The organism is Nocardia niigatensis NBRC 100131 (genome assembly GCF_000308655.1).
In the GTDB taxonomy this organism is placed as follows: Bacteria; Actinomycetota; Actinomycetes; order Mycobacteriales; family Mycobacteriaceae; genus Nocardia; species Nocardia niigatensis.
In genome coordinates this window covers 77,006-103,129 of the sequence record NZ_BAGC01000112.1, presented here as the reverse complement: position 1 = coordinate 103,129, position 26,124 = coordinate 77,006, and the positions used below count along the sequence as shown (strand labels likewise).

General features: G+C 67.6%; 26 protein-coding genes. 12 read left to right on the top strand and 14 right to left on the bottom strand.

The genetic code is table 11. The annotated features are described in order from the left end of the window. Positions 1-34: 34 nt before the first annotated feature. On the top strand, positions 35-355 hold the full coding sequence (locus ON33_RS35170) for a DMT family transporter (protein ID WP_040863467.1): 321 nt from the start codon (positions 35-37) through the stop codon (positions 353-355). 25 nt (positions 356-380) lie between these two features. Here ON33_RS35170 and hsaA read toward each other — a convergent pair whose 3' ends face one another. Then, positions 381-1,544, bottom strand: a complete 1,164-nt coding sequence (hsaA, locus tag ON33_RS35165) for a 3-hydroxy-9,10-secoandrosta-1,3,5(10)-triene-9,17-dione monooxygenase oxygenase subunit (protein ID WP_040863466.1) — start codon at positions 1,542-1,544, stop codon at positions 381-383. A 208-nt stretch (positions 1,545-1,752) separates the two neighbouring features. On the opposite strand from hsaA, the gene ON33_RS35160 reads away from it, so the two are divergent. From ON33_RS35160 to ON33_RS44190, 3 genes are all read left to right on the top strand, one after another. Then, positions 1,753-2,946: a 3-ketosteroid-9-alpha-monooxygenase, oxygenase component gene (locus tag ON33_RS35160; protein WP_040863465.1), complete on the top strand. Its 1,194-nt coding sequence runs from the start codon at positions 1,753-1,755 to the stop codon at positions 2,944-2,946. A gap of 133 nt (positions 2,947-3,079) precedes the next feature. Then, positions 3,080-4,819 (top strand): aa3-type cytochrome oxidase subunit I, encoded by a 1,740-nt coding sequence (gene ctaD / locus ON33_RS35155; protein WP_083869544.1) that lies wholly within the window; start codon positions 3,080-3,082, stop codon positions 4,817-4,819. After that, positions 4,816-4,944, top strand: a complete 129-nt coding sequence (locus ON33_RS44190) for a hypothetical protein (RefSeq protein ID WP_281033266.1) — start codon at positions 4,816-4,818, stop codon at positions 4,942-4,944. The genes ctaD and ON33_RS44190 overlap by 4 nt, the downstream gene beginning before the upstream one ends. Before the next feature lie 104 nt (positions 4,945-5,048). Here ON33_RS44190 and ON33_RS35150 read toward each other — a convergent pair whose 3' ends face one another. The 4 genes from ON33_RS35150 to ON33_RS35135 form a co-directional block, all read right to left on the bottom strand. Continuing rightward, positions 5,049-5,648: a TetR/AcrR family transcriptional regulator gene (locus ON33_RS35150; protein ID WP_040863463.1), complete on the bottom strand. Its 600-nt coding sequence runs from the start codon at positions 5,646-5,648 to the stop codon at positions 5,049-5,051. Between the two features lie 24 nt (positions 5,649-5,672). Beyond that, a complete protein-coding gene (locus tag ON33_RS35145) occupies positions 5,673-6,362 on the bottom strand; it encodes an ABC transporter ATP-binding protein (RefSeq protein ID WP_040863462.1) in 690 nt (229 codons plus the stop codon). Then, positions 6,359-7,480 carry an ABC transporter permease gene (locus tag ON33_RS35140; RefSeq protein ID WP_040863461.1) on the bottom strand — a complete coding sequence of 374 codons (1,122 nt, stop codon included), beginning with the start codon at positions 7,478-7,480 and terminating at the stop codon, positions 6,359-6,361. Before ON33_RS35140 ends, ON33_RS35145 begins: the two co-directional genes overlap by 4 nt. A gap of 85 nt (positions 7,481-7,565) precedes the next feature. Next, positions 7,566-8,093 (bottom strand): LppU/SCO3897 family protein, encoded by a 528-nt coding sequence (locus tag ON33_RS35135; RefSeq protein ID WP_040863534.1) that lies wholly within the window; start codon positions 8,091-8,093, stop codon positions 7,566-7,568. Positions 8,094-8,266: 173 nt separating this feature from the next. On the opposite strand from ON33_RS35135, the gene ON33_RS35130 reads away from it, so the two are divergent. Further along, positions 8,267-11,458, top strand: coding sequence for a helix-turn-helix transcriptional regulator (locus ON33_RS35130; protein ID WP_281033269.1), 3,192 nt, complete (start codon positions 8,267-8,269; stop codon positions 11,456-11,458). A 281-nt stretch (positions 11,459-11,739) separates the two neighbouring features. On the opposite strand, the gene ON33_RS35125 is transcribed toward ON33_RS35130, so the two are convergent. The 3 genes from ON33_RS35125 to ON33_RS35115 form a co-directional block, all read right to left on the bottom strand. Then, positions 11,740-13,425 (bottom strand): enoyl-CoA hydratase-related protein, encoded by a 1,686-nt coding sequence (locus tag ON33_RS35125; RefSeq protein ID WP_040863459.1) that lies wholly within the window; start codon positions 13,423-13,425, stop codon positions 11,740-11,742. Positions 13,426-13,626: 201 nt separating this feature from the next. Further along, a complete protein-coding gene (locus ON33_RS35120; protein ID WP_083869543.1) occupies positions 13,627-14,808 on the bottom strand; it encodes a lipase family protein in 1,182 nt (393 codons plus the stop codon). Positions 14,809-15,055: 247 nt separating this feature from the next. Further along, complete coding sequence (locus ON33_RS35115; RefSeq protein ID WP_051153371.1) at positions 15,056-15,784, bottom strand: alpha/beta fold hydrolase; 729 nt, start codon at positions 15,782-15,784, stop codon at positions 15,056-15,058. Positions 15,785-15,855: 71 nt separating this feature from the next. On the opposite strand from ON33_RS35115, the gene ON33_RS35110 reads away from it, so the two are divergent. Continuing rightward, complete coding sequence (locus ON33_RS35110; protein ID WP_040863456.1) at positions 15,856-16,275, top strand: MarR family winged helix-turn-helix transcriptional regulator; 420 nt, start codon at positions 15,856-15,858, stop codon at positions 16,273-16,275. Positions 16,276-16,312: 37 nt separating this feature from the next. Here the strand turns inward: ON33_RS35110 and ON33_RS35105 are convergent, their stop codons facing one another. Further along, positions 16,313-16,525, bottom strand: coding sequence for a hypothetical protein (locus ON33_RS35105; protein WP_040863455.1), 213 nt, complete (start codon positions 16,523-16,525; stop codon positions 16,313-16,315). Positions 16,526-16,598: 73 nt separating this feature from the next. Beyond that, on the bottom strand, positions 16,599-17,246 hold the full coding sequence (locus tag ON33_RS35100; RefSeq protein WP_040863454.1) for a TetR/AcrR family transcriptional regulator: 648 nt from the start codon (positions 17,244-17,246) through the stop codon (positions 16,599-16,601). Between the two features lie 242 nt (positions 17,247-17,488). Between ON33_RS35100 and ON33_RS35095 the strand changes: the two genes are divergently transcribed. The 3 genes from ON33_RS35095 to ON33_RS35085 all read left to right on the top strand — a co-directional run bounded on the left by ON33_RS35095 (position 17,489) and on the right by ON33_RS35085 (position 20,818). Beyond that, on the top strand, positions 17,489-18,673 hold the full coding sequence (locus ON33_RS35095; protein WP_040863453.1) for an LLM class flavin-dependent oxidoreductase: 1,185 nt from the start codon (positions 17,489-17,491) through the stop codon (positions 18,671-18,673). 4 nt (positions 18,674-18,677) lie between these two features. Further along, positions 18,678-19,745 carry an alcohol dehydrogenase catalytic domain-containing protein gene (locus ON33_RS35090; RefSeq protein WP_040863452.1) on the top strand — a complete coding sequence of 356 codons (1,068 nt, stop codon included), beginning with the start codon at positions 18,678-18,680 and terminating at the stop codon, positions 19,743-19,745. A 224-nt stretch (positions 19,746-19,969) separates the two neighbouring features. Next, positions 19,970-20,818, top strand: a complete 849-nt coding sequence (locus ON33_RS35085; protein WP_051153356.1) for a ParA family protein — start codon at positions 19,970-19,972, stop codon at positions 20,816-20,818. On the opposite strand, the gene ON33_RS38885 is transcribed toward ON33_RS35085, so the two are convergent. Next, a complete protein-coding gene (locus tag ON33_RS38885) occupies positions 20,791-21,327 on the bottom strand; it encodes a hypothetical protein (RefSeq protein WP_157184907.1) in 537 nt (178 codons plus the stop codon). The two genes, ON33_RS35085 and ON33_RS38885, sit on opposite strands and share 28 nt — an antisense overlap. Positions 21,328-21,492: 165 nt before the next feature. Then, complete coding sequence (locus ON33_RS35075; protein WP_040863451.1) at positions 21,493-21,774, bottom strand: hypothetical protein; 282 nt, start codon at positions 21,772-21,774, stop codon at positions 21,493-21,495. Positions 21,775-22,075: 301 nt separating this feature from the next. On the opposite strand from ON33_RS35075, the gene ON33_RS35070 reads away from it, so the two are divergent. Then, positions 22,076-23,098 carry a nucleotidyl transferase AbiEii/AbiGii toxin family protein gene (locus ON33_RS35070; RefSeq protein WP_218001559.1) on the top strand — a complete coding sequence of 341 codons (1,023 nt, stop codon included), beginning with the start codon at positions 22,076-22,078 and terminating at the stop codon, positions 23,096-23,098. Positions 23,099-23,138: 40 nt separating this feature from the next. Here ON33_RS35070 and ON33_RS35065 read toward each other — a convergent pair whose 3' ends face one another. Beyond that, positions 23,139-24,020, bottom strand: a complete 882-nt coding sequence (locus ON33_RS35065; protein ID WP_040863450.1) for an alpha/beta fold hydrolase — start codon at positions 24,018-24,020, stop codon at positions 23,139-23,141. A 90-nt stretch (positions 24,021-24,110) separates the two neighbouring features. Here ON33_RS35065 and ON33_RS35060 point away from each other — a divergent pair, with 90 nt between their 5' ends. Further along, entirely contained in the window at positions 24,111-24,458 is a 348-nt protein-coding gene (locus ON33_RS35060; protein WP_040863449.1) for a SecDF P1 head subdomain-containing protein, read from the top strand. Positions 24,459-24,490: 32 nt separating this feature from the next. Here ON33_RS35060 and ON33_RS35055 read toward each other — a convergent pair whose 3' ends face one another. Next, a complete protein-coding gene (locus tag ON33_RS35055) occupies positions 24,491-25,456 on the bottom strand; it encodes an NAD(P)/FAD-dependent oxidoreductase (RefSeq protein ID WP_040863448.1) in 966 nt (321 codons plus the stop codon). 82 nt (positions 25,457-25,538) lie between these two features. Between ON33_RS35055 and ON33_RS35050 the strand changes: the two genes are divergently transcribed. Further along, positions 25,539-26,123, top strand: coding sequence for a helix-turn-helix domain-containing protein (locus tag ON33_RS35050; protein WP_085996891.1), 585 nt, complete (start codon positions 25,539-25,541; stop codon positions 26,121-26,123). Position 26,124 lies beyond the last annotated feature (1 nt).

The window sequence follows — 26,124 nt, the reverse complement described above, 5'->3', positions numbered from 1 at the left end:
CGTTCCAGCTCAACAGCTTTCGAGGAGTTCCGCCATGTCCTGGGTCTACCTGCTCATCGCCGCCGTCTTCGAGGTCGCCTTCGCGCTGGGCACCAATGCGACCAAGGGCTTCACCCGCCTCTGGCCGTCGATCTTCACCCTGGCCGCCGCCGCGGCCGGCATCTACACCCTGAGCCTGGCTCTGCGCACCCTGGATGTCGGTGTCGGCTACACGATCTGGACCGGCATCGGCTCCATCGGCACCGTGGTGCTCGGTGCGCTCATCTACCAGGAGAAGATCACCGCCCCCAAGATCGTGGCCTTCGCCTCGATCATCGCGGGCGCCCTGGTCCTCCGTGTCGCCGGCGGCGCCTGAACGGCGGCGGCCCGCCCCTCGCCGGCTACACCATCGTGTCCCCGACCGGAAGGCCGAAGGCATGGTTGCCGTACATGACGTAGGCGCGTTCGGGGTCGTTGGCCGCGTGCACGCGCCCGGCGTGGGCATCACGCCAGAAGCGTTGCAGCGCGGTGCCGTCGGCGAGGGCGGTGGCCCCGGAGGCCTCGAAGAGCCGGTCGACGGCGGCGATGGCCCGGCCAGTGGCGCGCACCTGGTCGCGCCGGGCAGCGGCACGCAGCGCGAAGGGGATGTCCCCGCCCGCGAGCAGACACGCGTATTCGTCGGCGACATTCCCGGACAGCTGACGCCAGGCGGCATCGATGTCACTGGCCGCCTCCGCGATACGGACCTTGCCGAACGGATCGTCCTTGGCGTGCTCGCCGGCGTAGGCCGCCCGCACACGCGTGCCCTGGTGTTCGACGTGCGCGGCATAGGCGCCGTAGGCCATGCCGACGATCGGGGTGGCGATGGTGGTGGGGTGGATCGTTCCCCAGGGCATCCGGTACACCGGCTCGGAATTGTGGTGCAGACCAGGCGATTTCATCGCATTCATGGCGCGAAAGCTCAAGAAGCGGTGACGCGGGACGAAGACGTTCTCGATCACGACCGTGTTGGATCCCGTGCCGCGCAGGCCGACCACGTTCCATACGTCGTCGATGCGATAGTCGGCGCGCGGGACGAGGAACGATCCGAAGTCGATCGGCTTGCCGTCGTCGAGCACCGGCCCGCCCACGAGGACCCAGTCGGCGTGGTCCGAGCCAGAGGACCACGCCCACGAGCCACTCACCAGATATCCGTCGTCGACCACGGTGCCCGCGCCCATGGGCGCATACGACGAGGCGATGCGCGCGTCGACGTCGTGACCCCAGACATCCTGCTGCGCGGACTGATCGAACAGTGCGAGGTGCCAGTTGTGGATTCCCAGGATCCCGGCCACCCAGCCGGTGGATCCGCAGGCGCTCGCCACGGTGCGCACGGTGTCGTAGTAGACCACCGGATCGGCGGCGCATCCACCCCACTGCCGCGGCTGCATCAGCGTGAAGAAGCCCGCCTCCCGCAGCTCCTCGATCGACTCCTCCGGGATGCGCCGCAGGTCCTCGGTTCGCTGCGCGCGCTCGCGCAGAGCCGGCAGCAAAGCCTCGACGCGCTCGGTGATTTCACGGGTCATCTCGCCGAATACTCCAGACCGATCAGGTGGCGATCGCGTAGGCCGCCACAAAACTAGAACAGGTTCTATGGACTATTGAGCAGCGGAGCGGCCACAGCAAGCGGACAGAAATACCTAAAAGAAGGGACTTTCGGCCATTACCGAAGACCCATCACCCCACCGAAGCTGGCATTGTTCTGCAACTTGTTCTAGCAATCTGGAGAATGTCATGGCAACGACCCCGCACGGACGCGGTGGGAAGATCCGCGAGATCGACGTGGGCAATATGCCCGCCCGCTACGCCCGCGGCTGGCACTGCCTGGGCCTCGCCGAGACCTTCCGGGACGGAGAACCACACGCGATCAACGCCTTCGGCACCAAACTGGTCGTGTGGGCCGACGATACCGGCCGGTTACGGGTACTGGACGCCTACTGCCGCCACCTCGGCGGCGATCTGTCGCAGGGCCGGATCAAGGACGGGCGGATCGCCTGCCCGTTTCACGACTGGCGCTGGGGCGGCGAGGGCCGATGCACCGACATCCCCTACGCGCGGCGCGTACCGCCGCTGGCCCGCACCCGCGCGTGGAGCACCCTCGAGCGCAACGGCCAGTTGCTGGTCTGGCACGACCATGAGGGCAATCCACCGCCGGACGACATCACCGTCCCGACCATCAGCGGACCGTATTCCGATGCCGAGGGCGAACCCACCACCGCGCATTCCGCCGACTGGACCCCGTGGACCTGGCGCTCGATCCTCATCGAGGGCTCGAACTGCCGCGAGATCATCGACAACATCGTCGACATGGCGCACTTCTTCTACATCCACTACGCCTTCCCGACCTTCTTCAAGAATGTCTTCGAGGGCCATGTGGCGACACAGTATCTGGAAACCAAGGGGCGTCCCGACATCGGCATGGCCACCAAGTACGGCGGCGACTCACTGCTGAAGTCCGAGGCCTCGTACTTCGGGCCGGCGTACATGATCAATCCGCTGCTCAACGTCTACGGCGGCTTCGAAGTCCGCAGCGTCCTGGTGAACTGCCACTACCCGGTCACCCACGACTCCTTCGTGCTGCAGTACGGCATCACCCTGGAGAAGCCCCGCGGCCTGCCCGACGCCGCCGCCGATCGGCTGGCGGCCAAGATGACCGAGGGCATCGGCGAGGGATTCCTGCAGGACGTGGAGATCTGGAAACACAAGTCCAAGATCGAGAATCCGCTGCTCTGTGACGAAGACGGACCCATCTACCAGCTGCGCCGCTGGTACGAGCAGTTCTATGTCGACGTCGCCGACATCGATCCGAAGTCGGTACGGCGCTTCGAGTTCGAGGTCGACACCTCGCGGGCCAATGAGGTCTGGGAGCGGGAGGTCGCGGAGAACCTGCGCAACGCGGCCGAGTCAGCGGACGCGAGCGCCCGCTGACCGGCCTTGGTGCCGATCTTGATTCGAAGGTCCCCGGGGGTCACGGTCCAAGGTCATCGATCATTCGTCGAAGGTCCTCGACCGGTCCCTCGGGGATTCACCGGCGGCCATCCGGCTCACTAGCGTCCGCGGGGTGACCGCGATATCACCGAAACCCCCAGTAGCACCGGAGATCACGCGTCCCCATCCGGTGCGTCGCTCGCCCAAGGGGTCGTTCCTCTACCGGATGGTCACCACGACCGACCCCAAGATGCTGGGGCAGATGTATCTGGTGACCTCGATGGCGTTCTTCATGATCGCCGGGCTGATGGCCTTGATCATGCGTGCGGAGCTGGCACAGCCGGGCATGCAGTTCCTCTCGCCGGAACAGTTCAATCAGCTGTTCACCATGCACGGCACCATCATGCTGCTGTTCTACGCGACCGCCATTATCTTCGGATTCGCGAACATCCTGCTGCCCTTGCAGATCGGCGCGCCAGATGTGGCGTTTCCCCGGCTCAACGCGCTGAGCTATTGGTTCTACGTGTTCGGCGCCACCCTGGCGACCGCGGGCTTCATCACCCCGGGCGGCGCGGCCGATTTCGGCTGGACCGCGTATGTGCCGCTGTCGGACGTCATCCACTCCCCCGGCGTCGGCGCGGACATGTGGATTCTGGGTGTGGGAGTTTCGGGCCTGGGCACCATCCTGGGCGCGGTCAATATGCTCACCACCGTCGTGTGCCTGCGCTGCCCGGGCATGACCATGTTCCGGCTGCCCATCTTCACCTGGAACGTGGTCGTCGCGAGTTTCCTTGTACTGCTGGTATTCCCGCTGCTGACGGCGGCGGCGCTGGCGCTGTACTACGACCGGCATCTGGGCGGGCACATCTACGACCCGGCCAGCGGCGGCACCATGCTGTTCCAGCATCTGTTCTGGTACTTCGGGCATCCCGAGGTGTACGTGATCGCGCTGCCGTTCTTCGGCATCGTGTCGGAGATCTTCCCGGTGTTCAGCCGCAAACCGCTGTTCGGGTACACCGGCATGGTGTACGCGACGCTGGGCATCGCGGCGCTGTCGATCGCGGTGTGGGCGCACCACATGTACGCGACGGGAGCCGTTCTGCTGCCGTACTTCTCGTTCATGACCTTCCTCATCGCGGTGCCGACCGGGGTGAAGTTCTTCAACTGGATCGGCACCCTGTGGAAGGGACAGCTCACCTTCGAGAGCCCGATGCTGTTCTCGCTGGGGTTCCTGGTGACGTTCCTGTTCGGCGGTCTGTCGGGCGTCGTCCTCGCGTCACCGCCGCTGGACTTCCACGTATCCGACACCTATTTCGTGGTGGCGCACTTCCACTACACGCTGTTCGGCACGGTCGTGTTCGCGACCTTCGCGGGCATCTACTTCTGGTTCCCGAAGATGACCGGCCGCATGCTCGACGAACGTCTGGCCAAGTGGCACTTCTGGACCACGTTCATCGGCTTCCACCTGACCTTCCTGGCCCAGCACTGGCTCGGCAATATGGGCATGCCGCGGCGCTACGCCGACTACCTGCCCTCCGACGGCTTCACACTGCTCAACCAGGTGTCCACCATCGGCGCCTTCCTGCTCGGCGCGTCGATGCTGCCGTTCCTGTGGAACGTCTTCAAGTCCTACCGCTACGGCGAGGTCGTGACCGTGGACGACCCGTGGGGCTACGGCAACTCACTCGAGTGGGCGACCTCCTGCCCGCCGCCGCGGCACAACTTCTACGAGCTGCCGCGCATCCGCTCCGAGCGTCCCGCGTTCGAGCTGCACTACCCGCACATGGTCGAGCGCATGCGCGCCGAATCCCACGTGGGCTGGGGCGCGGCGTCCCACCACGTCACCGAGACACTGCCCGTGGAGGCGAAATGACCAGGCCCCAGCAACTGTCGACCTTCCGGATCCCGCGGCTGCCCTACGGCGTCCTCGTCCTGCTCACCGGATTGGCGGTCATCGGCGGCATGATCCTGCTGACGCACCTCGCACAGGGTCACTGACCGTCCCCGATCGTGCGAACGCTGTCTCCCCTTGCAGCGGTTCGCACTCCGGTGAGGTCGCGCCTCCGCCCGCGCGGCCTCACCGGTCTTTTCATTCGCACGGGTCAGCGTCGCGCGGCCTCGCTCGGCAACAGGGCCGACAGGTACGGCGCGACCAATTCCGTTGCGGCCGTAACCGTCCGGTCGACGTCCTGGCCGCTCTCCAGCATGCGGGAAGCCGCGTACACGATGCCGTCGATGAGCCCGGCGGTGGCCGCCGGGTCGGGTGCGCCGACCGTTCCGAGCGCGGCGATGAGCGGGGTACGGAGTTCTTCGTGCAGTTCGTGGCTGTAGGCGGCGATGTCGTCGTCGATGACCGTGGAGAGCACCCGGGCCAGGGCGTGCTCGCCGCTCGCGACCAATTCGAGGTTGACGCGGACATATTCGAGTACCTGCTCGGCCGGGCCCGACGCGGCCGCCATCCGCTCCGACACCCGCCGCGCCCACTGCGGGAAGGTATCGGCCAGCAGCTCGGCGAGCAGTTGGTCGCGCGAGGAGAAGTACTGGTAGACGCTGGACCGGGCGAGCCCGGCACGCGCCGCCACCTCGGTGAGTGTGGGCGGGCGAGCCGGGTCCCCGATGAGGATGGCGCGCGCGGCGTCGAGCAGGGCGCGGCGTTGCGCCTCGCGGTGTTCGGCGAGCGTGGCGGCTTGGATCCTCGGCACCGGTCGATCTCCTCATTGGGCGGGTTACCCGCTCAGTCTCCCATCCACCAGGGTGAGCACCCGATCGCAGTGGGTCAGGATGTCGTGGTCGTGGGTGACCATGATGGTGGCCACCTTCCGCTCCCGGGTCTGGCGGGCCAACAGCTCGATCACCTCGTGGCTGCGGGCACGATCCAGGGCCGCGGTGGGCTCGTCCACCAGCAGCAGCGTCGGATCGGTGGCGAGCGCGCGGGCGATGCCGACGCGCTGCCGCTCGCCGCCGGAGAGCTGATGCGGCCGGCGGTCCGCCTTGGCGTCCATGCCGACGGCGGCGAGCAGGGCGCTCGGATCCGTTGCGGCGCCGCGCTTCCGGCCGCCGGTGCGTTCCAGCAGCCGCACCTGGTCGCGAGCGGTCAGGGCGGGAATCAGGTTCCCGGTCTGGAATACGAATCCGATGTGCTCGCGCCGGAATCGCGCCAGCTGACGCCGCGACAGGGTCGTCAGCTCGGCGCCGTGCACGCGCACCTGACCGGTGTCGGGCCGCGCCAGGCCGCCCGCGACCGCGAGCAACGTGGACTTGCCGGATCCGGACGGGCCCACGACGGCCAGCAGCTCGCCGGGCCGCACGGTCAGGTCGATGTGGTCCAGCGCGCCCACGGCGTATTCGCCGCTGCCGAAGGTGAGCGAGACATCGCTGAGCGAGATGCCCTGATGGACAATCGATTCGACGGTCATCGCTGCGCTCCCAGTGCCTCGAGCGGATCGACCCGCGTGACGCGCAGCGTGGTCAGCACCGCGCCCAGCATGCCCATCAGGATCAGCAGAACCGCGCCGACCGCGACCGCGCCGGGTTCGAGCGCGAAGGGCATGCCGCCGACGAACCGGCTGCCGCCCACGCCCACGCCGACCCCGACGGCTGTCGCCGCGACCAGCACGATGGCGGCCTGGATCAGGCTGTCGCGCAACAGGTATCCGGTGGAGACGCCGAGCGCGCGCAGCACCGCCAGCTCGTGGGTGCGCTGCACCGTCCAGACCATGAAGAACGCGCCGACCACCAGCGCCGAGATGGCGTAGAGGAAGACCCGGATGAGCGTCATGGTCGACATCTCGGCCGAGTAGCCGGGCGAGGCGTCGAACGAGGCCGTCAACGTCATGGCATGGGTACCCGCGGCGCGGTCGCCGGCGGCCAGGTCGATGCCGCCTGTTCGCCCGCGCAGCGCGACGGCGTTGGCCTCGTGATAGATCTCCGGCCGGGCGACGTCGCCGGGCCGCAGTCCGGCATGGATCTCCTGCCAGAGTCGCAGCGGCACATAGGCGACGTTCACGTGCCCGAAGGTGCGCTGTTCGGCGGTCGCGCCGACCACCCGCATGGTGGTCCCGATGCGGTCGATGATCACCACATCGCCGATGCGGACGCCCTTGTCGAGGGTGGTCGGGCTGACCACGATGCCGTCCGGCGACCCGAGCCCGGACCCCTCTGCCGGGCTCGGGGCCAGAAACGACCCCGGCTCGACCCCGAAGAGCGCGAGATCGATCGCGACTCCGTCGCCGGTCTTCGCATTGACCAGCGTGTTTCCGAACAGTGCCGCATCGGCCACATCGCCGCGGCCGCGCCAGGCCGCGACCTGTCCGTCATCGACCGTGCTGCGGGTGAAGGCCGATTCGGTCTCCGTCTTCGGCGCGAAGGCGAAGGCGTCCACGGGCATGGCCTTCAATCCCGAGACACCGTCGTCGACCAGGCCCGACGACAGGCCCGCCAGCATCACGATGAGCACCGCGATCAGGGCGACGACCGCGGCCATCAACCCGAATCGCGCTCGCGCGAACCACAGTTCGCGCACCGCCAAGAACATCCGAACTCCCTTTTCCGGCGCCGGACACTTTTACCGACGCACCGTCGGGATGTTACCGACACTGCGTCGGGAAATCTTGGCGGGGTCAGATCTTCTTCAGACAGAAGGTGGTCCGGGGGTCGGCCAGGGTGATCACGCTGTCCGCGTCCTCGCCGCACAGGGACTCGTCGGCTTGGCCCGTGATGCGGGTCAGAACCTGGAAGCTGGCCTCGGAGGTGCCGCACTCGGCGTACTGGTAGCCGGTCAGCATGCTCTCGTGATAGCAGGCGCCCTGCTGGAAATTCGGGGCCAGGCACAGGAAGGCCATGGACGTGCCGTTGAGGGTTTCCTCGTACGAGGTGTAGTCGGACGCGCAATCGGTCTTGCTGCTGTACACCTTGGCGACCTGGTACACCGCCTTCGGCGACGCGCAGTCCACCGGCTCGGTCTGAGAATCGATCATCGACCCCTTGATGACATTGATGCAATCGCCGACCTTCGAGCGACCGGTATCCGATTTGCCCGCGTCCTTGACGACATCGGCGCCCTTCTGCAAGGCGGAACACCCCGCCAGGGCCAGGGCGGCAATGGTCAGGAGCACGGGGACCAGACGCCGCGCACTCGACGAATTCATCTGCATTTGAAGCTACGTACCTCTCCCACTCGGCAATCGAACGAACCCGGACCACCCAACCCGCTTCCCGGCCGCACAGCATCCGTGAAACCACGGGATCGGGGCGGCGATCAGGACCGCGCGGCATCGAGTTAGGCTGACCTAAAGGCCGTTCGCTCGGAAAGGAGTGCGCGATCCAGCCATTCGTCGGCCGCACCCGCGAACTCGCCGCCCTGAACGCGGCCTGCCACACTCCCGGAGGCAGCGGCGTATTCCTCGTGGAAGGCCCCGCCGGAATCGGAAAGTCGCGACTGCTTTCGGAATTCGCGTGCGGGCTCGAATCGGGCGGATGGCGGACGGTCATAGTCGCGGGCGCCGAATACGAACAACCCACCCCGCTCTATCTCGTGCTCGAGATCGCGGATCGACTGGACGGCGACCCGGATCGACCGGAGGGCACGGAAAGTGGCCCGGGGACCGATATCCGGGAATCTGCCCGGTGGATTCGGCGCCGACTCGATGCCGCACCGACGCTGCTCGTCATCGACGATGCGCACTGGGTCGATGCCGACTCCCTGCGCGTACTGGCTCTGCTCATTCGGCAGCGACCGGAGTCGGTGCGGATCGTGCTGGCCTATCGCGACGGACAGTTCCCGCAATCGCTCGTATCCGCACTGCGCGCACCGGGTGTCGCGAGTGCGCACCTCGCGGTGCCGCCGCTGTCCGATGCCGAAGCGGCGTCGCTGCTCCCGAAGCTGCCCGCGGGCAGGTGCACTCGGGTCGTGGCGGCGGCACACGGCAATCCGCTGTATCTGCGGCTGCTCGCCGAACTCAGCCCGGCGGATTTCGATGCCACGATCAGCGCCGGGGATCTGGCGGCGGTGGCGGATCAGACGGCGCTGGACCGGACGATCCGGGCCGAGCTGGCCCACCTGCCCGCCCGGGAGCGCCTGGTAGCGCAGGCGCTCGGCGTCTGCGGCAGCACCGACGACGTGGAACTGCTCTGCGCCACAGCCGAAGTCGCGCCGGCCGAGCTCCACACGGCGATCGACGACCTCACTCACCGCGGCTGGGTCGACGTCACCGCGGGCACGGTGAGCTTCCGCCATCCCCTGGTTCGCGCAGCCGCATACCGCCTGGCCGGGCACGGATGGCGGGCAGCCGCGCACGCTCGCGCGGCCCGGGCACTCCGCACCTCCGGCGCACCCGTCCTCGCCCGAGCCCGCCACCTGGAACACGCCCTCGGCCGCGACGACCTCGCAGCGGCCGAACTACTCTGCGCCGCAGAGCAGTCCCTCGGCACCGCTCCGGCCGCGAGCGCCCGCTGGATCGCCGCAGCCCTCGCTGCCCGGTCAGAGACGGGTGCGAGCGCAATCGCTCGTGATGGCACCGGCGCCGGCACTGACACCGGCACTCGCACCGGCACCGGCACCGGCACTGACACTCGCACTGGCACCGGCACTGGCACCGGCATCGGCATCGGCACCGGCACTCGCACCGGCACCGGCACTCGCACTGGCACCGGCACTGGCACCGGCATCGGCACTCGCACTGGCACTGGCACTGACACTGACACCGGCACCGGCACCGGCACCGGCACTGACACTCGCACTGGCACCGGCACTGGCACCGGCATCGGCATCGGCACTGGCACTGGCACTGGCACTGGCACTGGCACTGGCACTGGCACTGGCACTGGCACTGGCACTGAGATTGCCGCTCGTGTCCTTCTCGGGCGGGCGCTGCTGCTGTCCGGGTCCGCGGAGTCCGCACGGGAGACGCTCGAAACCCTGCTGCCGGGGAACGAGGAGGTTCCCGGCCCGGAGCAGGTGGAAGCGACTCTCCTCTATGCGCGTTGTGAACGGATTCTCGGACGGGTGGACAGCGCGCGAAACCTGTTGACGCAGCTCGTCGATCGGCCGGGCAGTCACGAACACGGGCCCGCGCGGCTGGAGTTGGCCATCCTGGAGATCCAGGACAATCGCGATGGCGAAGGCGCGGAACGGGTTCGGCAGCTGTTCGCCTCCGAAGCGGTGCACGATCCCGCCATGCGCGCTGCCGCGCTGACGCTGCGCAGTATGGGCTTGCTCAACAGCCTGGACCTGCATGCCGCCGCAGCCGACTACCGGGTGGCGGAGCGAGAGTTCGCACAACTCACCGACACTCAGCTACTCGACGCCGTGCACGCCGCCTCCGCCCTCGGCTGGATGGCGTACTTCCTCGACGACCAGCGCACCGGCCTCACCCACATCGAGCGTGCCATCAAGGTCAGCCGCCGCCGCGGCCGCAGCTTCATCCTCCCCGAGCTCCTCACGGTGCACGCCTACTCCCTGGCCAAGCTGGGCCGCTACGAAGACGCCCTCGCCGCAGCCGACGACGCCACCGAAACCGCCGAACTCTATGCCTATCCGGGCATCGCACCACTCGCCGCCGCCCTCAAACTCCGTGTCCTGGAAGCAACTTCACCTCGCGAGTCCGTCCTCCAATGCTGGCGCGACCTCGACGCCCTCCCCCGCCCCGCCGTCCGCTGGTGGCGCAGCGCAGTCGACGCCGCCCTGCTCGAACTCGCCGCCCGCCTCAACCTCGACGATCCGTCCACACAACAACCGCTCTCCCAAACGCCCTCGGCCACAACAATCGAAGCGACGAACCAACATCCCGGCCCACCGCCGGCCGAGCCTTCGCCGGGACAGTCGCCTCGAAACGACCGCGAGCCGGCCGGACGGGTAGCGCCTCCGGTTGAAGCCGCCGCACCGGGAGACCGCTTACATCCCATGCGAGCGGCCGAGCTCTCCGTCGCATGCCTGAACGCAGTCGATCGAGGTGACCTGAGCGCCGCCGAAACCCTGCTCGCCCAAGCCGATAGCGCGGCCGAGCGCCTCGGGTTGCCGGGTGCACTGGCGGCGGCAGCGCGCGCTCGGGCCGGATACCTGTGTGCCCGCGGAGATCTCATCGCCGCTGAGCGCGCAGCGGAAGTCTCCACCGAGGCATACGCACGGGCCGATATGCCGGTGTTCCGCGCACAGGCGCTGCTGGTGGCCGCGCAGATCGCGGGCCGGCGCGGCGACTTCACCGCCGCCACCGCCCGAATCGCCACGGCGCGGACCGAATTCGCCGCCGCCGGGGCCGCGGAACTACAGCGGGCCGCGACGGCTGTCCAGCGTCGGCTGGCAGGCCACCGGACGGTCACCGGTGCGACGAAGCTGAGCGAGCGGGAGCGCGAGGTCGCCGAGCTCGCCGCCAAGGGCCTCGCCAACAAGGAGATCGCGGCCCAGCTCTTCCTGAGCACCCGCACCGTCGAAGACCACCTCGGCCGCATCCTCCGCAAACTCGGCCTCACCAGCCGAGCCGGAATCGCCTCCCGGCTGGCCGAACTGGCCGACTGACCGGCGAGGTCGATCACGTCAGAACAGGCGCGGTCCGGAAGTTGGGCTGTGCATGCGGGTTTCGGGATCGTTCCCGGGACGTTCGGTCCCCCGATCCCGGCGTCACGCATATGCGGGAGTTCGAGGTAACAGTCGCGCGCCCCGCTGTGGAACGCCGGGCCGGGCTGATCCGCCAAGTCAACTGCGGCAACGACGCTACGACCGACAACGCCGTGCCGATCTGGCGCAACGTCTCGAGCTGCTCACTACCGAGAACGCTCGCAGCGCCGTGAGGTGACCGCTTACCCCAGGAGGTGGTCCGGGGTGGTTCGGGGGGATGACTTGGTGACGAAGTCTCGGCGGAGGCGGTGGAAGGGGGAGGCTGGGTTCAACACCTCGCGGTTGAGATGCTCCAGTTCTTCGGAGCGGTAGGCGGCCAGGGGCTTTGCCGCTTCGTCCGCGGCTCGCTGCACTCGTTTGGCTATGATGCGGGCGGGGAGGTCGGGGGCGGCGGCCAGGGCGGCGGCCTCGCGGCGGACCCAGGTCCGGAACTCGGCGGGGTCGCCGGGGACGACCCGGTCGACCAGGCCGAGTTCGGCGGCGGTGCGGGCTCCGATGGGCTGGCCTTCGGCGGTGAGGCGGTCGGCGCATGCGGCGCCGACTCGGCGGGGCAGGGTGTAGGTCCAGTATTTGGAGCCGCGCAGGCCCGACCGGCGGTAGTGGGGGTTGAGCACCACTGATTCCCGGCACCAGACCTCGTCGGCGGCCAGGGCCAGCATCACTCCGCCCGCGGCGGCATTTCCTGGCAGTGCCGAGATGACGATCTTGTCGGTGGTGGTGAGGATGGCCTCGACGAGGTCGTTGAAGGCGTTGATATTGCGCAGCGATTCGGTCGCCGGATCCGGGGCCGCCTCGATCACGTTCAGCTGGATGCCATTACAGAAGAAGTCCCGGCCCGGGCCGAGCACCAGTACCTGCACCTGGCGGGCGCACGCCTGCCGGTAGGCGGCGAGCAGCCGCTCGCACTGTTCGGTGCTCATCGCCCCGCCGGGGTGCGCGAAGCCGAGATAACCGACCTCGTCGTATTCGTAGTAGCGCAGCTCCGACCAGGTGACGCGGACGGCCGCGTCGGACGGGCTCACCGGCACGTCCGGCACCCCGGCGAGTCGTTCGGGACCGAGCACCGTCGCCGCGGGCAGTTTGAAAGTCGGTGCGCCGCCGGGCGTCCGGGCGGCACGCAGCTGCGGGATCCAGACCGCGCCGTCCACGGTCGCCCGGCAGATCGCGCCATCCCGGGTGGCGATCACCTGCCCGGGCGCCCCGCGCAGCCGATCCTCGATGTGCCCGCCGTGGAGGAAGTACGCCTCGCCGAACAGCTCGTCCAGCACCCCCGGATTCGAGTCGGCGGCACGGAGTTTGCGCAGCACCGTGGTGGTGCTGTCGTGCGCCCAGTGGATGCGCCGGAACTGCTGGGCGTACTCCGGATGCGGCAGTCCGGCCAGTTCGGCGCGCGCTTCGAGCGATTCGACACCGCCCTGTTCGAACTGGCCGATCGCGCGCAGCAGCGCCCGCACCGTCGCGTCGGCGACCTCGGTGCGGTAGAGCTCGCTCTTGCCGCACAGGCGCATCGGGAAGGACTCCGACGCCCAGACCGGGCCGGCGCCCGGTGCGCCGCTCGCGCGCTGCACGGTCACGCCCCAGCGCGCGGCATTCGTCCCGATGGCCCAATCCAGTGAGGACGGCCCGTGATCCCCGTCCGGCGCGGTATGCACGACCAGCGCGACCCGGTGCGCGCAGATGTCCGCCGGAATCGGAACGGTGAGCATGAGCCCCACGATCAGATCCGGCGCGAACCGCCCCACCCCCGCGCGGAGCGGTTCGTCACCGAGCGCGAGCTCGACCCCGGTCCGATGGCCCAGCTCGCACAACTCGGTCCGGACGCGCTGCGTCAAGCTGTCGAAGGCGCTGGCGACCAGCAGAATTCGCACCCGGGATCCCTCCCTGAGACATGGTTCGGCATTGAACCAGCTAATTGCTTCCATATAGAAGTAACCCATGAGACTCGGCTTGACAAGTACCGGAATAAGGCTGTTGCCGAGCAAGTTTCAGAAAGGAAATACTCGAGATCTATTGGAAAACGGCACGAATACGACACTGGTCATGGCCACCAGCACATGAACAGCAATCTATCAGCAGGAGACGGGAACCGGGTCCCCACGGAAACGCGATTCGACATAGTTCCACGCGTCGGCGAAGCCGGCGACGGCCGTGGTCATGTGCTCGGCGATCTCGAAGGGCCGGAATACCAGCGGCACGCCGGCCTTGCAGTACCGGTCGGCGACCTCGGCGACCGGATCGAAGAAGGTCAGCGTGTCGAACCGCCCCTGCCAGAAGTAGGTCGGGACCGCCGGCGTACCCGGGTAGTAGCGCAGGCTGTTCTCCCGCAGCACCGCGTGCGCCTCCGGACTGTCCATCAGGCTCTTGGACGCCGCCATCTGATCGGCGCTGCGGAAGGCGCCGTGGAACAGCAGGAAGCGACGGCAGGCGTCGTGGGTGAATTCACGGAACCAGAGGCCGTTCTCATTGAGCTGATCCGAGATCGGCAGGCGGTTCGGATATTCGCGCTCCAGCCCCATGGCCGCGGCGAAGGCGAGGCCGAAACCGGGATGCGGCTCGAAGCCCAGCGAGAGCGCCATCTGCTCCAGATCGGCCGGAATGCCCCCGGCCACAACGGCATCGAGCTTCAGCTCCGGTGCGTACTCGGGCTGCATGGCCGCGGCCCAGGCCGTCGCCATGCCGCCGCCGGAGTACCCGGCCAGGGCGACGGGCGATTTCCCCAGCCCCAGCTCGGTGGCCTTGCGGACCGCCTTCACGCTGTCCAGGGTGACCATGCCGCTGAGCTTGGCCGCGCCGTAGGCGACATTCGGCCCGAGGTAGTCGGGCAGCGAGATGGCCCAGCCGCGCCCGATGGGCAGCATGGCGCCGACCCCGTCCTGCAGCTCGCCGTTGAACAGCGATCGCGACGGATTGCATTGCGCGCCCAGCGAATTGATGAGCGCCTGATACGACACCAGCGGCGGGTCGGACACCCCCGCCGGGAGCAGTACCGTGGTCATGCCGAGAATCGGCTGACCCTGGGAATTGGTGCTACGGAAGGCCACCTGCCAGCCTTCGGTGCCCACGTACAGCCCGGTATCGATCTTGCGCGTCCGAACCACGTCACCGGGCGCGAGCGCGCCCAGGTCTGCCGGCGGCGCGTAGAACGGATCGGAATCCTGCGTGGGATACAGGGGTTGAGCCGACACCGGGGCGGCGCCTACCGCCCCCGCGGTCAGGATGCTCAGAGCCAGGACCACCGCCCTGACGGACACTGCGAACAACGACGTCCCTCACACTTCAGCCGTTCTCATCCCGCTCCCGACCGCGCGCGAAAGAACGATCGACCAATAAAGCAACGAATTGGCATTCGGCACAGCCGAGCCTGTGAACCGGAAGAGTATGCAGCCAGCAAGCCTCTCGCGAATCGTGCAGTGACGCTACAGCTAACCACCCGGAGGGGTCCAGCGATCCAGATAATTCCGGCACGATCTGTCAGTAATCTCCGCTCCCCGCCGTTATTCACAACTCGCGCAGGTAAGTGTCGAGGTGCGCGAAGGTCGACTCCGGCCGCTCGAGATGCGGGAGATGCCCTGCGTCGGCGATGATTTCGAGCCGCGCATCGGGGAACGCGGCGGCATAGGCGGCCGCATAGGCCGGCGTGGCGATTCCGTCGCTCGCACCCCAGAGCAACAGAGTCCGCAGCGTGACGTCGCGCAGCCGGGCGGCCAGGTCCGGATTGTGCATGTACGGCTCACCGGCATAGTGGCGCAACGCGCGCATATTCGCCTGCCGCACAGCCGCTTGCGCAGGGGTGAGTTCGGGCGCATTCCGCCGGGCCCGGTCCGGGTCGTGCCACGAGTACCGGGCAACCTCCGCGGGGGTCAGCGCGAAGATGTCGCGAATCGGCGCGTCGTCGACCCGAATGCCCACCGCGTCGATGAGCACCAGCCCGGCAAGACGACCCCCGGAGTCCCGAACTGCCATCTCCGCGGCGATCCATCCACCTATGGAGGATCCGACGACGACTACGTCGCGCAGCTCCCGTTCGTCCAGCAATCGCAGGTAGACCTCAGCAAGGTCACCGATGGTGTTCACCTCGGCCGGGCGGGGGGTGCCATCCCAGCCCGGATGAGTCGGAGTCACCACATTCGCGGTCCCCGACAGATGCGCGGCAATCGCGGCCACACTACTCGGCCCCGCACCACCGTGCAGGACGAGAATGTCAGCGCCACTACCCAATTCACTCATGATCACTTCCCAATCGCGATGACTAAGCATGTTTATATAAACAACCTTAGTCGCGCTGCTAACCTGTGTCCATGGCAGGAGATTTGCAGGCCCTGGGCCGAGCCATCAAGCAGGCGCAGTACCGCCACCATCGCGCACTGGACAGTCGGCTCACCACGGTGGGCACCACGCTGGCGCAATGGGATGCACTGCGCGCCATCGACCGCGAACCCGGTTCATCGGCACGAGCCTTGGCGGAAGAGACGTTTCAGAGCGAGCAGGCCTTCGGCACCCTGGCCAACCGTCTGGCGTCCCGCGGACTGATCGATCGCACACCCGGCCACGGCCGCCTCATCGAACACCGCCTGACCCCCGAGGGCCGACGCACGCTCGCGGCTGGAAACAAGATCGCCGACAATGTCCTGGCCGAATCCTTCGCGGACCTGTCGGCTTCGGAGCGCGAGACGCTGCGGACGCTACTCCAGCGGGTGGGCGCCGGCTCCCGAGCCTGACGCGCCCGATCGGATTGCGGGACCGCCGAATCCGCGATCAGCCGGCGAGGGTGTCCGGGGCGGTGATGACGTCCGGAAAGCGGCGGTGGAGGCTGTCCAGTTGGCCGCGGACGGCGGCGAGGTCGGATTGGGCGCGGGTTTGGGCTTCGGGGCGGGAGACGTATTCCAGTTCGCGCGTGAGCATGTCCGCGTGGGCCTGGAGTTCTCGGGCCAGGACACGGGCCTGGGCGAGTTCGGGGTCTTCGGGCATGGGGCAATCGCTTTCCGAGCAAAGGGGTGGGCGAAGTATGTCATGTTTCGTCCACTTTTGCTTTACCGGCGATTCAGCGGCCCGTTCCGCCCAGCAGGCGGTCGAGGCCGCCGATCAGGAAGACGACCTGGTCTTCGTAGAGGGACTCCAGTTCCTGCGCGGGCGGCGGGGTGGCGGCGGGATGCCAGTCGTCGGCGCGGCTGAGGGCCTGCAGGAATCCCATGAGGGCGATGGCCCAGCGGGCTTCCAGGCGAGCGGGATCCGACTGCGGGAAAGCGCGGCGGAGCTGGACGTGCAGCTGATCGGGCAGGTCCTGCTCGGCAGTCGTCAGCGCGGGATGGTCGAGCAGGGAGAGCTGGGTCACGATCTTGATCCAGCGCATGCCGCGGGTTCGGTGCCGCAGCAGCAGATCTCGATAGGGCTCGGTGACAGCGCGCACCAGGGTCTCGGCGGTGGGTGGCTCGGCGCGCGCGGCGAGCACGTCGGCATTGGCGCGAATGCGGTCGCGCACGGTCGCGCCGAGATCGAGCAGCACCGCGGCGATCAGGTCGTCCTTGGTGCCGAAGTGGTAGTTGACCGACGAGGGTCCCAGGCCGGCGGCGGCGTTCACCGCGCGCACCGAGACCGCGTCCACGCCCTGCGCGGCGAACAGGCGCTCGGCGGTCTTCACCAGCCGGGTGCGGGTCGCATTGCCCTGGCGGTTCTGCATCTGAACGGTCACGCCACGAGCTTGACACACCGGCCGCCGAGCTCGGCGCGCCCGGGGTACGGAACTGGTTCGAGCATCCGAATTCAGAGTCGTTGAACGACACATTATCGAGGTCGAATTACCTGAGCCGATCGCCTTTTGTGACCGCGCCCACTCACCGGGACAACCAAATTTATGGATCACATGATCCAGGTTTACTCGGGGAACCGCACCGGGCGACGAAGCCCGGGGCACTGGGTGAAGGAGATCCATCCGTGTGGACCGCTGAATCGATGAAATTCGGGGCCTTCCTGGCCCCGTACCACCCCCTCGACGCCGACCCGGCACTGCAGTTGCGCCGCGACATCGATCTCATGGAACACCTCGACCACCTCGGCTTCGACGAGGCATGGATGGGCGAGCACCACTCGACCGGAGCCGAGATCGTACCCGCGCCAGACGTTTTCATCGCCGCGGCCGCCGAGCGCACCGAGCGGCTGCGCTTCGGCACCGGCGTGGTCTCGCTGCCGTACCACCACCCGCTGGTCACCGTCGACCGCATCACCCAACTGGACCTGCAGACCCGCGGCCGCCTGATCTTCGGCACCGGGCCGGGCAAGATCCCCCTGGACGCGCACATGATGGGCATCAACCCATCGGACCAGCGCCGCCGCCAGGGCGAGGCGCTCGAGGCCATCCTCGCGCTGCTGCGCGGCGAGGTGGTGAACACGACCACCGACTGGTTCACCCTGCGCGACGCCCGCGCCCAACTGCCGACCTACGATCCCGCCGGCATCGAGATCGCCACCGCCTCGACCATCTCCCCCAACGGCTCGGTGCTGGCCGGGCAGAACGGGCTGTCGCTGCTTTCGCTGGCGGCCAGCTCCCCGATGGGATTCGAAGTGCTGGACCGCAATTGGGGCGTCTACGAGAAGGTGTGCGCCGAAAACGGCCACACCGCGGACCGCTCGCGCTGGCGGCTGGTCAATCCGATCTTCCTGGCCGAGACCCGCTCCGACGCCGAGCGCGCGGTGAGCCGGCGCATCGGCTCGATGGCCGCGTACGTGAACCGGCAGACCGGCGAGCAGCCCGCGTGGGCGGACACGCCCAAGGGCATCATCGACCAGTGGCGCGATGAGAACCTCGGCGAATTCGGCCAGGCCATCATCGGCACCCCGGACGAGGCGATCGCGCGCATCGAGAAGCTCATCGAGAAGACCGGCGGCTTCGGCACCATGCTGATCCTGCACGTGGACATGGCGAGCTGGGAGGACACCAAGCGCAGCTACGAGCTGTTCGCCTCGGAGGTCATCCCGCACTTCAAGAATCGCAACCGCCGCCGCGAGGACAGCCTGCGGTTCGCGCAGGACAACCGGGAGCTGCTGATCGGGCAGCTGGTCACCGCGATCACCAAGGCGCACACCGACTACTACGGCGAGACCGCCGCGACAGGAGCGTGATCCCATGCGCGCGACACAGTTTCTGAACGGCCAGTTCACTCCCGCCGAGGTGGCCGAGCCGCCCGCGCTGGGACCGGGACAGCTGCGCATCGCGGTGGCCGCCTGCGGCATCTGCGGCAGCGACCTGTCCATGTCGAAGGATCCGTGCCGGTTCGTTCAGGTGGCGGCGGACAGCGGGTATCCGCTGGCCACCTTCGACACCGAGCGGCCGGTCGTGCTCGGGCACGAGTACGCGGGCACCGTCACCGAAATCGGCTCCGAGGTCACGGATTTCGCGGTCGGCGACCGCGTCGCCGGGATCGGGCTGGCGACCGAGGCGGCCACCGGCATTCCGACGATCATCGGGTATTCGAACGACTATCACGGGGCGTTCGGCGAGAGCATCGTGGTGGACGCGTTCTGGGTGCGGCAGGTGCCCGAGGGGCTCTCGCTCGAGCACGCGACGCTGGCCGAGCCGCTGCACGTCGGCGAGATGCATGTGCAGCAATCCGGTCTCACCGGCGCGGATTCGGCGCTGGTGATCGGCTGCGGCACCATCGGGCTGGGCGCGATCATCGCGGCCAAGGCGCACGGGGCGCGGCTGGTGGTGGCGTCGGAGCCCTCGCCCAAGCGGCGGGAGCTCGCGCGGGCCGTCGGCGCGGACATCGTGGTGGACCCGAGCGAGCAGGATCCGATCGAGGCGTGGATGACGGCGGTCGCGCAGCAGGACAGCGTGGTGGGCCATTCGGGGACCGGGATTCTCATCGCCTACGAATGCAGCGGGCGCGCGGGGATTCTCGGCACGCTCATGCGGACCATGCCGTTCAATTCGCGGATCCAGGTGGTGGCGGCGCCGTTCGCGGACGAGCCGATCATTCCCGTGGTCGGGCAGTTCCGGCGGATCGCCGTCAATTTCGGGCACGGGCCGTACGAGAACGCGTACGAGATCACGCTGGAGCGACTGGCATCCGGAGTCATCGACGCCGAAGCCTTGATCACCGGCCGGGTCGGGCTGGACGGGGTGGCGGACGCGTTCACGGCGCTGCGCGATCCGGAGGAGCACGTGAAGATCCTGGTCCTGCCGGACAAGTGATTTGCCCGGTTGATCCGGATTTCGATGGGGCGGGGCCGTCGTCGACTACCCCGCCCCATCGGCGTGTGGCTAACGAGCAGCGTGAGACTGGTTCACCCCTTGTACGACATGCGGGTTCGCCACGCGGCACCCGACCATCCCCGCACTTGGGCACGATCACGGAAGTGAAAAAGGCTCCGGAGAGGGTCCGACCGATCCGCCACGTGACAGGTTAGGCTGGCGAAATGTCGGCAAACAATGCTGTTGGGGAGGCCGGGGCGACCGGAGACCAAGCCCAGGTGATTGCGCTGTGCAATCAGAAGGGCGGTGTCGGGAAGACCACCTCGACGGTCAATCTGGGTGCCGCGCTTGCCGAGTGCGGGCTGCGGGTGCTGCTGGTGGACCTCGATCCGCAGGGGGCGCTGTCGGCGGCGCTGGGCGTCGCGCACCACGATCTCGAACTCACCGTCTACGACCTGCTCGGCCGGAACGCGCCGCCCATCGACGACGTGCTGATCAAGACCAGCGTCACCAATCTGCATCTACTGCCCAGCAATATCGATCTGTCGGCGGCCGAGATCCAGCTCGTCAACGAGGTCGGGCGCGAGCATTCCCTGGCCCGGGTGCTGGATCCGATCCGGGATCGCTACGACTACATCCTCATCGACTGCCAGCCGTCGCTGAGCCTGCTCACCGTGAACGCGCTCGCCTGCGCGGACGGGGTCATCATTCCCATGGAGTGCGAATACTTCTCGTTGCGCGGGCTCGCGCTGCTCAACGACACCATGGAGAAGGTGCGCGAACGGCTCAATCCGCGACTCGAACTGTCGGGCATCGTGGTCACCATGTTCGATCCACGGCTGCTGCACTCCCGGCAGGTACGGGATCGGGTGGCGGAGACCTTCGGCGACGAGTTGTACGACACGGTGATCTCACGGACCGTGCGGTTCCCGGACTCCACCATCGCGGGTGAGCCGCTCACCGCGTGGGCGCCCAAATCCCGTGGCGCGGAACAGTATCGGGAACTGGCACGGGAGTTCCTGAAGCGTTCGGGGCGGCCGATGGGTCAGCTCGCGATGTCCACGATGCAGTAGCCCTGGGTCGCGGCCCGCAGGGTGAAGGTGAGCGTGGTGGTGACGGCGGAGGAATTCGTCACCGGGACGGTCACGTCCGCGCCGGTGTCGCCGGTGCGGGCGGTCATGTGGTCGGAGTCGAACGCCGTTGTGCCGGTGAGTCTTCCGGGGTTGTTGGCCAGGACCGAACCCGCGCAGACGAGCGGATACTTGCCCTCGGTGTCATCGGGCTGGAGAGGCTGCCCGATCCAGCGCGACAGGTAGCGGCGAACGGTGTAGCGGGCATCGTCCGCGGTGAGCGCGGGCTGGACCGGCGCGGGCTGCGGCGCTGCCGCCGTGGTGGTCACCATCGCCGGGGTGGTCGTGGTCACCTGGGTCGTGATCCCCAGCGTGTCGAGTGAACCGGTCGGCACGGGCCGGGCCTTCTCGGAGGAATGCGCGGTGTGCGAAGTTTCGGTACAGCCGACGGCCACGGCGCACAGCGCGACAACGGGAAACACCTTCAACACGCGGATTCCAAGGCGGGTCACCGATCCCACGATAGCGGTGTTTCCCATATCCGCCCCGATGCGACGAGATCGTCCATACGCTCGGTGAGCCCCGACCGTGCGTCCGCTCAGTCGATGTCGCCAGGGGTGATCGCCGATGCCAGCTGTGGTGGAGACGGTCTACCAGGATCTGGCCGTGGCTCCCGATCAGTCCTTTTGGCGCTCGGCGCGATGCGACAGACGCTGAGTGAAGGTTTCGGTCCACACGGCCGATTCCGATTCGTCCGGGAGTTCGGCGGCGCGTCTGCCCGCCCGCGGACTGCCCTCGCGCCCGCCCTGTTTCACGCCGCCGGGCCGGGCCTGCAGTGCCAGCACCCGAACGCCCCACGAAACGTAAGCCTCCACGCTCATCCCCGCGCATTCCGCCGCATCGCGCAACGTGAGCCAATCATCCTCACCCACCGTCACCACAATGTCCCTGCTCGACATAACGATCAACGTTAGTCCTTACCGACCGTCGGGGCCTGTCAGCGGCGTGCAAATATCTCGATCAGACGCTGATCGCCCCGTCCGGGCCGTCAGACGAACACCACCCCGCGCGCCGTAACGCCGAACACCGGAGAGCCGGACGCATCTCGCACTTTCGGCCGTCTGGCGGCGTTTTTCAATTCCACAGGCATAGTGCGGGATCAGAACGGTTGAGCCAGATGACGACGCCCGGCAATCCGGTCGTCCGCCAACGGGATTGCGTCGGGCGGGTCTGTCACACCCTTGTTCTAGCGTCGGAGGTGTGGAGAGGACTCCAGGGTTTCGTGTCGCTCAGCGGGCGGCGTTGGATCACATGCTGGCGTTGATCGCCGAGTCGCCATGGGGACGGGGACTCGTGCTGCGGGGCAGTATGACGATGGCGGCCTGGGTGGGCGATGCGGCGCGAGCGCCGGGCGATCTGGATTGGATCGTGCCGGAACCCAGCGAGGTCGCGTTCACCGATCCAGCCGATCCGTTCCCCTTTGTCGACGATTTGTCGTGGGTGCAGCATTGGCCCGAGGCCGCGTTCGGGGCGGTGAGCGACGAGATGTGGGAGGACGAGGAATTCGAGTCGTTCGGGCTGCGGCCGATCCTGCCTCCGGAGGGGTTGCACTGGGTGGATCCGGACGACTACAGCGAGAATCACACCTGGAGTCCGCTGCTGGACTCGCTGACCGAGACCATTCGGGAGCGGCCGGAAGGGTCGGCGGGTGTGGTTCTCGACGCCGGCGGTATCGACGGCGGGACGGATGGCGGCTACTCGCTCGACTATTACGACACGCCAGGTCTACGAGTTCGGGTGCCGTGGTACACGATCGGCCCCGAGACAATGGCGGGCGAAGTGCAATTGGATTTCGCCGCCGACCAATCGCTGCCCGACTCCCCCGTCTGGACACTCGTGCCGCGAGGCGACGGGCACGCGGCCACTCCGTGCGTCACCGCGAGCCCGGAGGTATCGCTGGCATGGAAACTGTTGTGGCTCTATACCGATTCGAGCGAGAGCGATGAGTATGGCGATAGCCGTGCGGGCGGGGCCGGTAAGGATCTCTACGACGCCGTGCTTTTGGCGGAATCGCCGCGTATTCAGCTCAGCTGGTCACTACTGCGCCGCGTACTCGGGGAAGCCGCAGACGATTTCGAGGCCGACGATATCTTGGCCTGGAGGGTGAACTGGGACAGATTCCAGCAGCACAATCCAGGGGTGACCGGCACCGTTCGAGAGTGGCTCGAACGGCTCGTTCACGCACTCACCCGTCATTTGGTGCAGCCGAGCGAATCACGATGACGCGGGTTCCGACCGACCGGCCCGAGGAGCTGGCTCAGCTTTACGCGGCGTGTCGCTGGATGAGCTCGTATACGGGCTTGGGGTCTTCTATTTGGGGGTAATGCCCCAGACCCGGCAGCCGAGTTACCGGTGTGTTCGGCCTGAGGTTCAGAATTGCCTGCAGTACGGCCTCGGTACAGATGGGGTCCAGACCCGCCCAGCCGAGTTCCAGTGGGCCCAGCCAGGTGCGTATTGCATTGTGCCAGCGTGCGGCAGTCGGGGGTGTGACCCGTTCGTGGTTGTAGTAGATGAGTTTGTCGAGCATGCGATGACCGCCGTTGTGGTACAGCAACGACCATTGGTCGGCTGCTTCCTCAGCGGTGAGGGGATGTGCCGCGGAGAAGATGCTGCCGAATGAGCGACGGAAGGAGAATTCGCTCATCGCCCGGGTGACAAGCGGGCCGAGACGGCTCAGCAGGAGTTTCTGCCCGAGCAGCAGGCTGGCCTTTTCGCGGACCAGGCTCGCATTGAACAGCAGAGCCGATTTCAGCGTGAACGACAGTGTTCCATCGATGTCGCGGGCGAGCAGTTCGGTGGCGACCGAGCTGCCCATGTCGTGGGACACCATGACGACGGGTTCGCCCGAGTACCGCTGCGCGAGCTCCTCGGCGATATCGGCTTGAATGCGCAACGAGTACTGCACATCTCGCGGCTTGTCGGACAGCCCGAAGCCGAGGAAGTCGAAGGTGAGCAGGCGGTGACCGTCGATCGAGTCGAAGGCGTCCCGCCAGTCGTAGGAGCTGGACGGATAGCCGTGCAGAAGCAGCAACGGCGGCAGATCCCTGGAGCCCTCCCGTTCGCGGACGAAGATCCGGTGGCGTCCGACCTGCTCGAAGGTGCCCGCTCGCTGCCAGGCCGCGACGCGTGGGGTCAGATCCGCCATCTCTACCCTCCTGTGGGCGACAGCCGTCGATTCGCCTTCACCCTAACAAATTGCACTGCTCATGCAGTTAGTTCGCCGGGCGATCCGCTGGTGACCTGTTCGACAAAAGGCGACACCATTCATGTCCTCGGGCCGTCGGAGATCGACGGACAGGAGATCTCGGATGCGAAGGGCGGGTTGGACAGTCGGTCGGCACAGCATGTGGTGACCGTATCGCTAACCGATCGCGGGGCCACCGCGTTCGACAGCTGCACCGCCGCGAACATCGGGAAGCAGTTCGCATTCGAACTGGATTCGCAGGTTTTGTCCGCACCGGTCATCGAAGGCGCGACCAACGGGAATCAGACGCTGATCTCCGGGAACTTCTCCAAGGAGACGGCCGAGAATCTGGCGGCCGCGCTGCGGTTCGGTGCGCTCCCGGCGATATTCACCGAGTAGGCCGGACCAGCGGGGCCGGTCCGGCCTCCCGATCAAGCGTTGGCGAGCGCCCGCTGGGCTTCGACGGCGAGGCGGGTTTCTTCGGTGACCAGGTCGGCGTTGATGTGGGCGCCGGCCATGGCGCCGCCGGCGGCGGAGTTGCCTACCTGGGCGGAGATGTCGGTGACGTTGCCCGCTGCCCAGACGCCGGGGATTTCGGTGCGGCCGGTGGGGTCGGCGGGGATGTATTCGCCTGCGCCGGTGGGGTGGAGGGTCGGGGTCAGGCCGAGGTCGGCGAGGAAGGTGGTGCGGGCGACCATGCGGCTCGGGGCGGCCAGGATCTCGCGCGGGACCACGGTGCCGTCGGAGAGGCAGACTCCGGAGACATGGTCGTCCGTGATCTCCACGGCGTCGATCTCGCCGGTGACGACGTGAATTCCCCTGGCCGCCAGCTGTTCCGATTCCTCTTCGGTGGGTGGGGTGTTGGTGTGGGCGAAGTACACCACGTCATCGCTCCACTGGCGGAACAGCAGGGCGAGGTGAATTCCCATGGGGCCGAAACCGAGAACACCGATCGGGCGGTCCTGGACCTCCCAGCCGTGGCAGTACGGGCAGTGGATCACGTCGTGGCCCCAGCGGTCGCGGAGACCGGGGATGTCGGGCAGTTCGTCGACCAGGCCCGAGGTGATCAGGAGCCGGCGGGCGCGCACAGTGCGGCCGTCGGCCAGGGTTACGACGAATTCCGCACCGTCCGCGGAGATTCCGGTCACCTCGCCCGGCACCACGTGTCCGCCATAGCCTCGTACCTCTTCTCGCCCGCGCGCCAGCAGTTCCGCGGGCGGCACCCCTTCGCGGGCGAACAAGCCGTGCACGCCGTCGGCGGGCGCGTTGCGCGGGCTGCCCGCGTCGATCACGACCACCGAGCGGCGGGCCCGGGCGAGCATGAGCGCCCCGTTCAGGCCGGCCGCGCCGCCGCCGACTACCACCACGTCATAGCTGCTGTTCAGCTGATCGGTCATTGATGACCACCTCCTGCCCACGACCATGCGGACCCGGCCGCGATCCTGGCAACCTTCTTTGCCGATGTGGCAAACTGAATTCATGACCGAGGATATCGACAGAGCCCTGGAAGGGGTGGGATTACGACTGCGTGAGCTGCGCAAACAGCGCGAAACCACGCTGGCGGAGCTGTCCGCCGAGACCGGCATCTCGGTGAGCACGCTGTCCCGCCTGGAGTCCGGTGCGCGCCGGCCCACCCTGGAGCAGCTGCTCCCCCTGGCCCGCGCCCACAATGTCACCCTGGACGAACTGGTGAACGCCCCGCTCACCGGCGACCCGCGCGTGCACATGCGGCCCGTCATCCGCGGCGGCATGCAGATGCTGCCGCTGACCCGCCGCGTCGGCGGCATCCAGGCGTTCAAGATCGTGCTGGGCCCGAAATCCGGTCGCTCCGAACCCAATCCGCAAACCCACGAGGGCTACGAGTGGCTGTATGTCCTCAGCGGCCGGCTCCGGATGATTCTCGGCCCCCACGACCTGATCCTGCATCCGGGCGAGGCCGCCGAATTCGACACCCGGGAACCGCATTGGTTCGGCGCCGCCGACGACGAACCGGTCGAATTCCTCAGTCTCTTCGGCAAACAGGGCGAACGCGCCCACTTCCGCGCCCGCCCCAAGAACGACTGAC

What these genes read in the sequence shown, in the direction of transcription:
- ON33_RS35170 (WP_040863467.1), top strand. Translation starts at nt 35, where the DNA reads ATGTCCTGGGTCTACCTGCTCATCGCCGCCGTCTTCGAGGTCGCCTTC.
- hsaA (WP_040863466.1), bottom strand. Translation starts at nt 1,544, where the DNA reads ATGACCCGTGAAATCACCGAGCGCGTCGAGGCTTTGCTGCCGGCTCTG.
- ON33_RS35160 (WP_040863465.1), top strand. Translation starts at nt 1,753, where the DNA reads ATGGCAACGACCCCGCACGGACGCGGTGGGAAGATCCGCGAGATCGAC.
- ON33_RS44190 (WP_281033266.1), top strand. Translation starts at nt 4,816, where the DNA reads ATGACCAGGCCCCAGCAACTGTCGACCTTCCGGATCCCGCGGCTGCCC.
- ON33_RS35145 (WP_040863462.1), bottom strand. Translation starts at nt 6,362, where the DNA reads ATGACCGTCGAATCGATTGTCCATCAGGGCATCTCGCTCAGCGATGTC.
- ON33_RS35140 (WP_040863461.1), bottom strand. Translation starts at nt 7,480, where the DNA reads ATGTTCTTGGCGGTGCGCGAACTGTGGTTCGCGCGAGCGCGATTCGGG.
- ON33_RS35135 (WP_040863534.1), bottom strand. Translation starts at nt 8,093, where the DNA reads ATGAATTCGTCGAGTGCGCGGCGTCTGGTCCCCGTGCTCCTGACCATT.
- ON33_RS35115 (WP_051153371.1), bottom strand. Translation starts at nt 15,784, where the DNA reads ATGAGTGAATTGGGTAGTGGCGCTGACATTCTCGTCCTGCACGGTGGT.
- ON33_RS35110 (WP_040863456.1), top strand. Translation starts at nt 15,856, where the DNA reads ATGGCAGGAGATTTGCAGGCCCTGGGCCGAGCCATCAAGCAGGCGCAG.
- ON33_RS35105 (WP_040863455.1), bottom strand. Translation starts at nt 16,525, where the DNA reads ATGCCCGAAGACCCCGAACTCGCCCAGGCCCGTGTCCTGGCCCGAGAA.
- ON33_RS35090 (WP_040863452.1), top strand. Translation starts at nt 18,678, where the DNA reads ATGCGCGCGACACAGTTTCTGAACGGCCAGTTCACTCCCGCCGAGGTG.
- ON33_RS35085 (WP_051153356.1), top strand. Translation starts at nt 19,970, where the DNA reads ATGTCGGCAAACAATGCTGTTGGGGAGGCCGGGGCGACCGGAGACCAA.
- ON33_RS35075 (WP_040863451.1), bottom strand. Translation starts at nt 21,774, where the DNA reads ATGTCGAGCAGGGACATTGTGGTGACGGTGGGTGAGGATGATTGGCTC.
- ON33_RS35065 (WP_040863450.1), bottom strand. Translation starts at nt 24,020, where the DNA reads ATGGCGGATCTGACCCCACGCGTCGCGGCCTGGCAGCGAGCGGGCACC.
- ON33_RS35055 (WP_040863448.1), bottom strand. Translation starts at nt 25,456, where the DNA reads ATGACCGATCAGCTGAACAGCAGCTATGACGTGGTGGTAGTCGGCGGC.
- ON33_RS35050 (WP_085996891.1), top strand. Translation starts at nt 25,539, where the DNA reads ATGACCGAGGATATCGACAGAGCCCTGGAAGGGGTGGGATTACGACTG.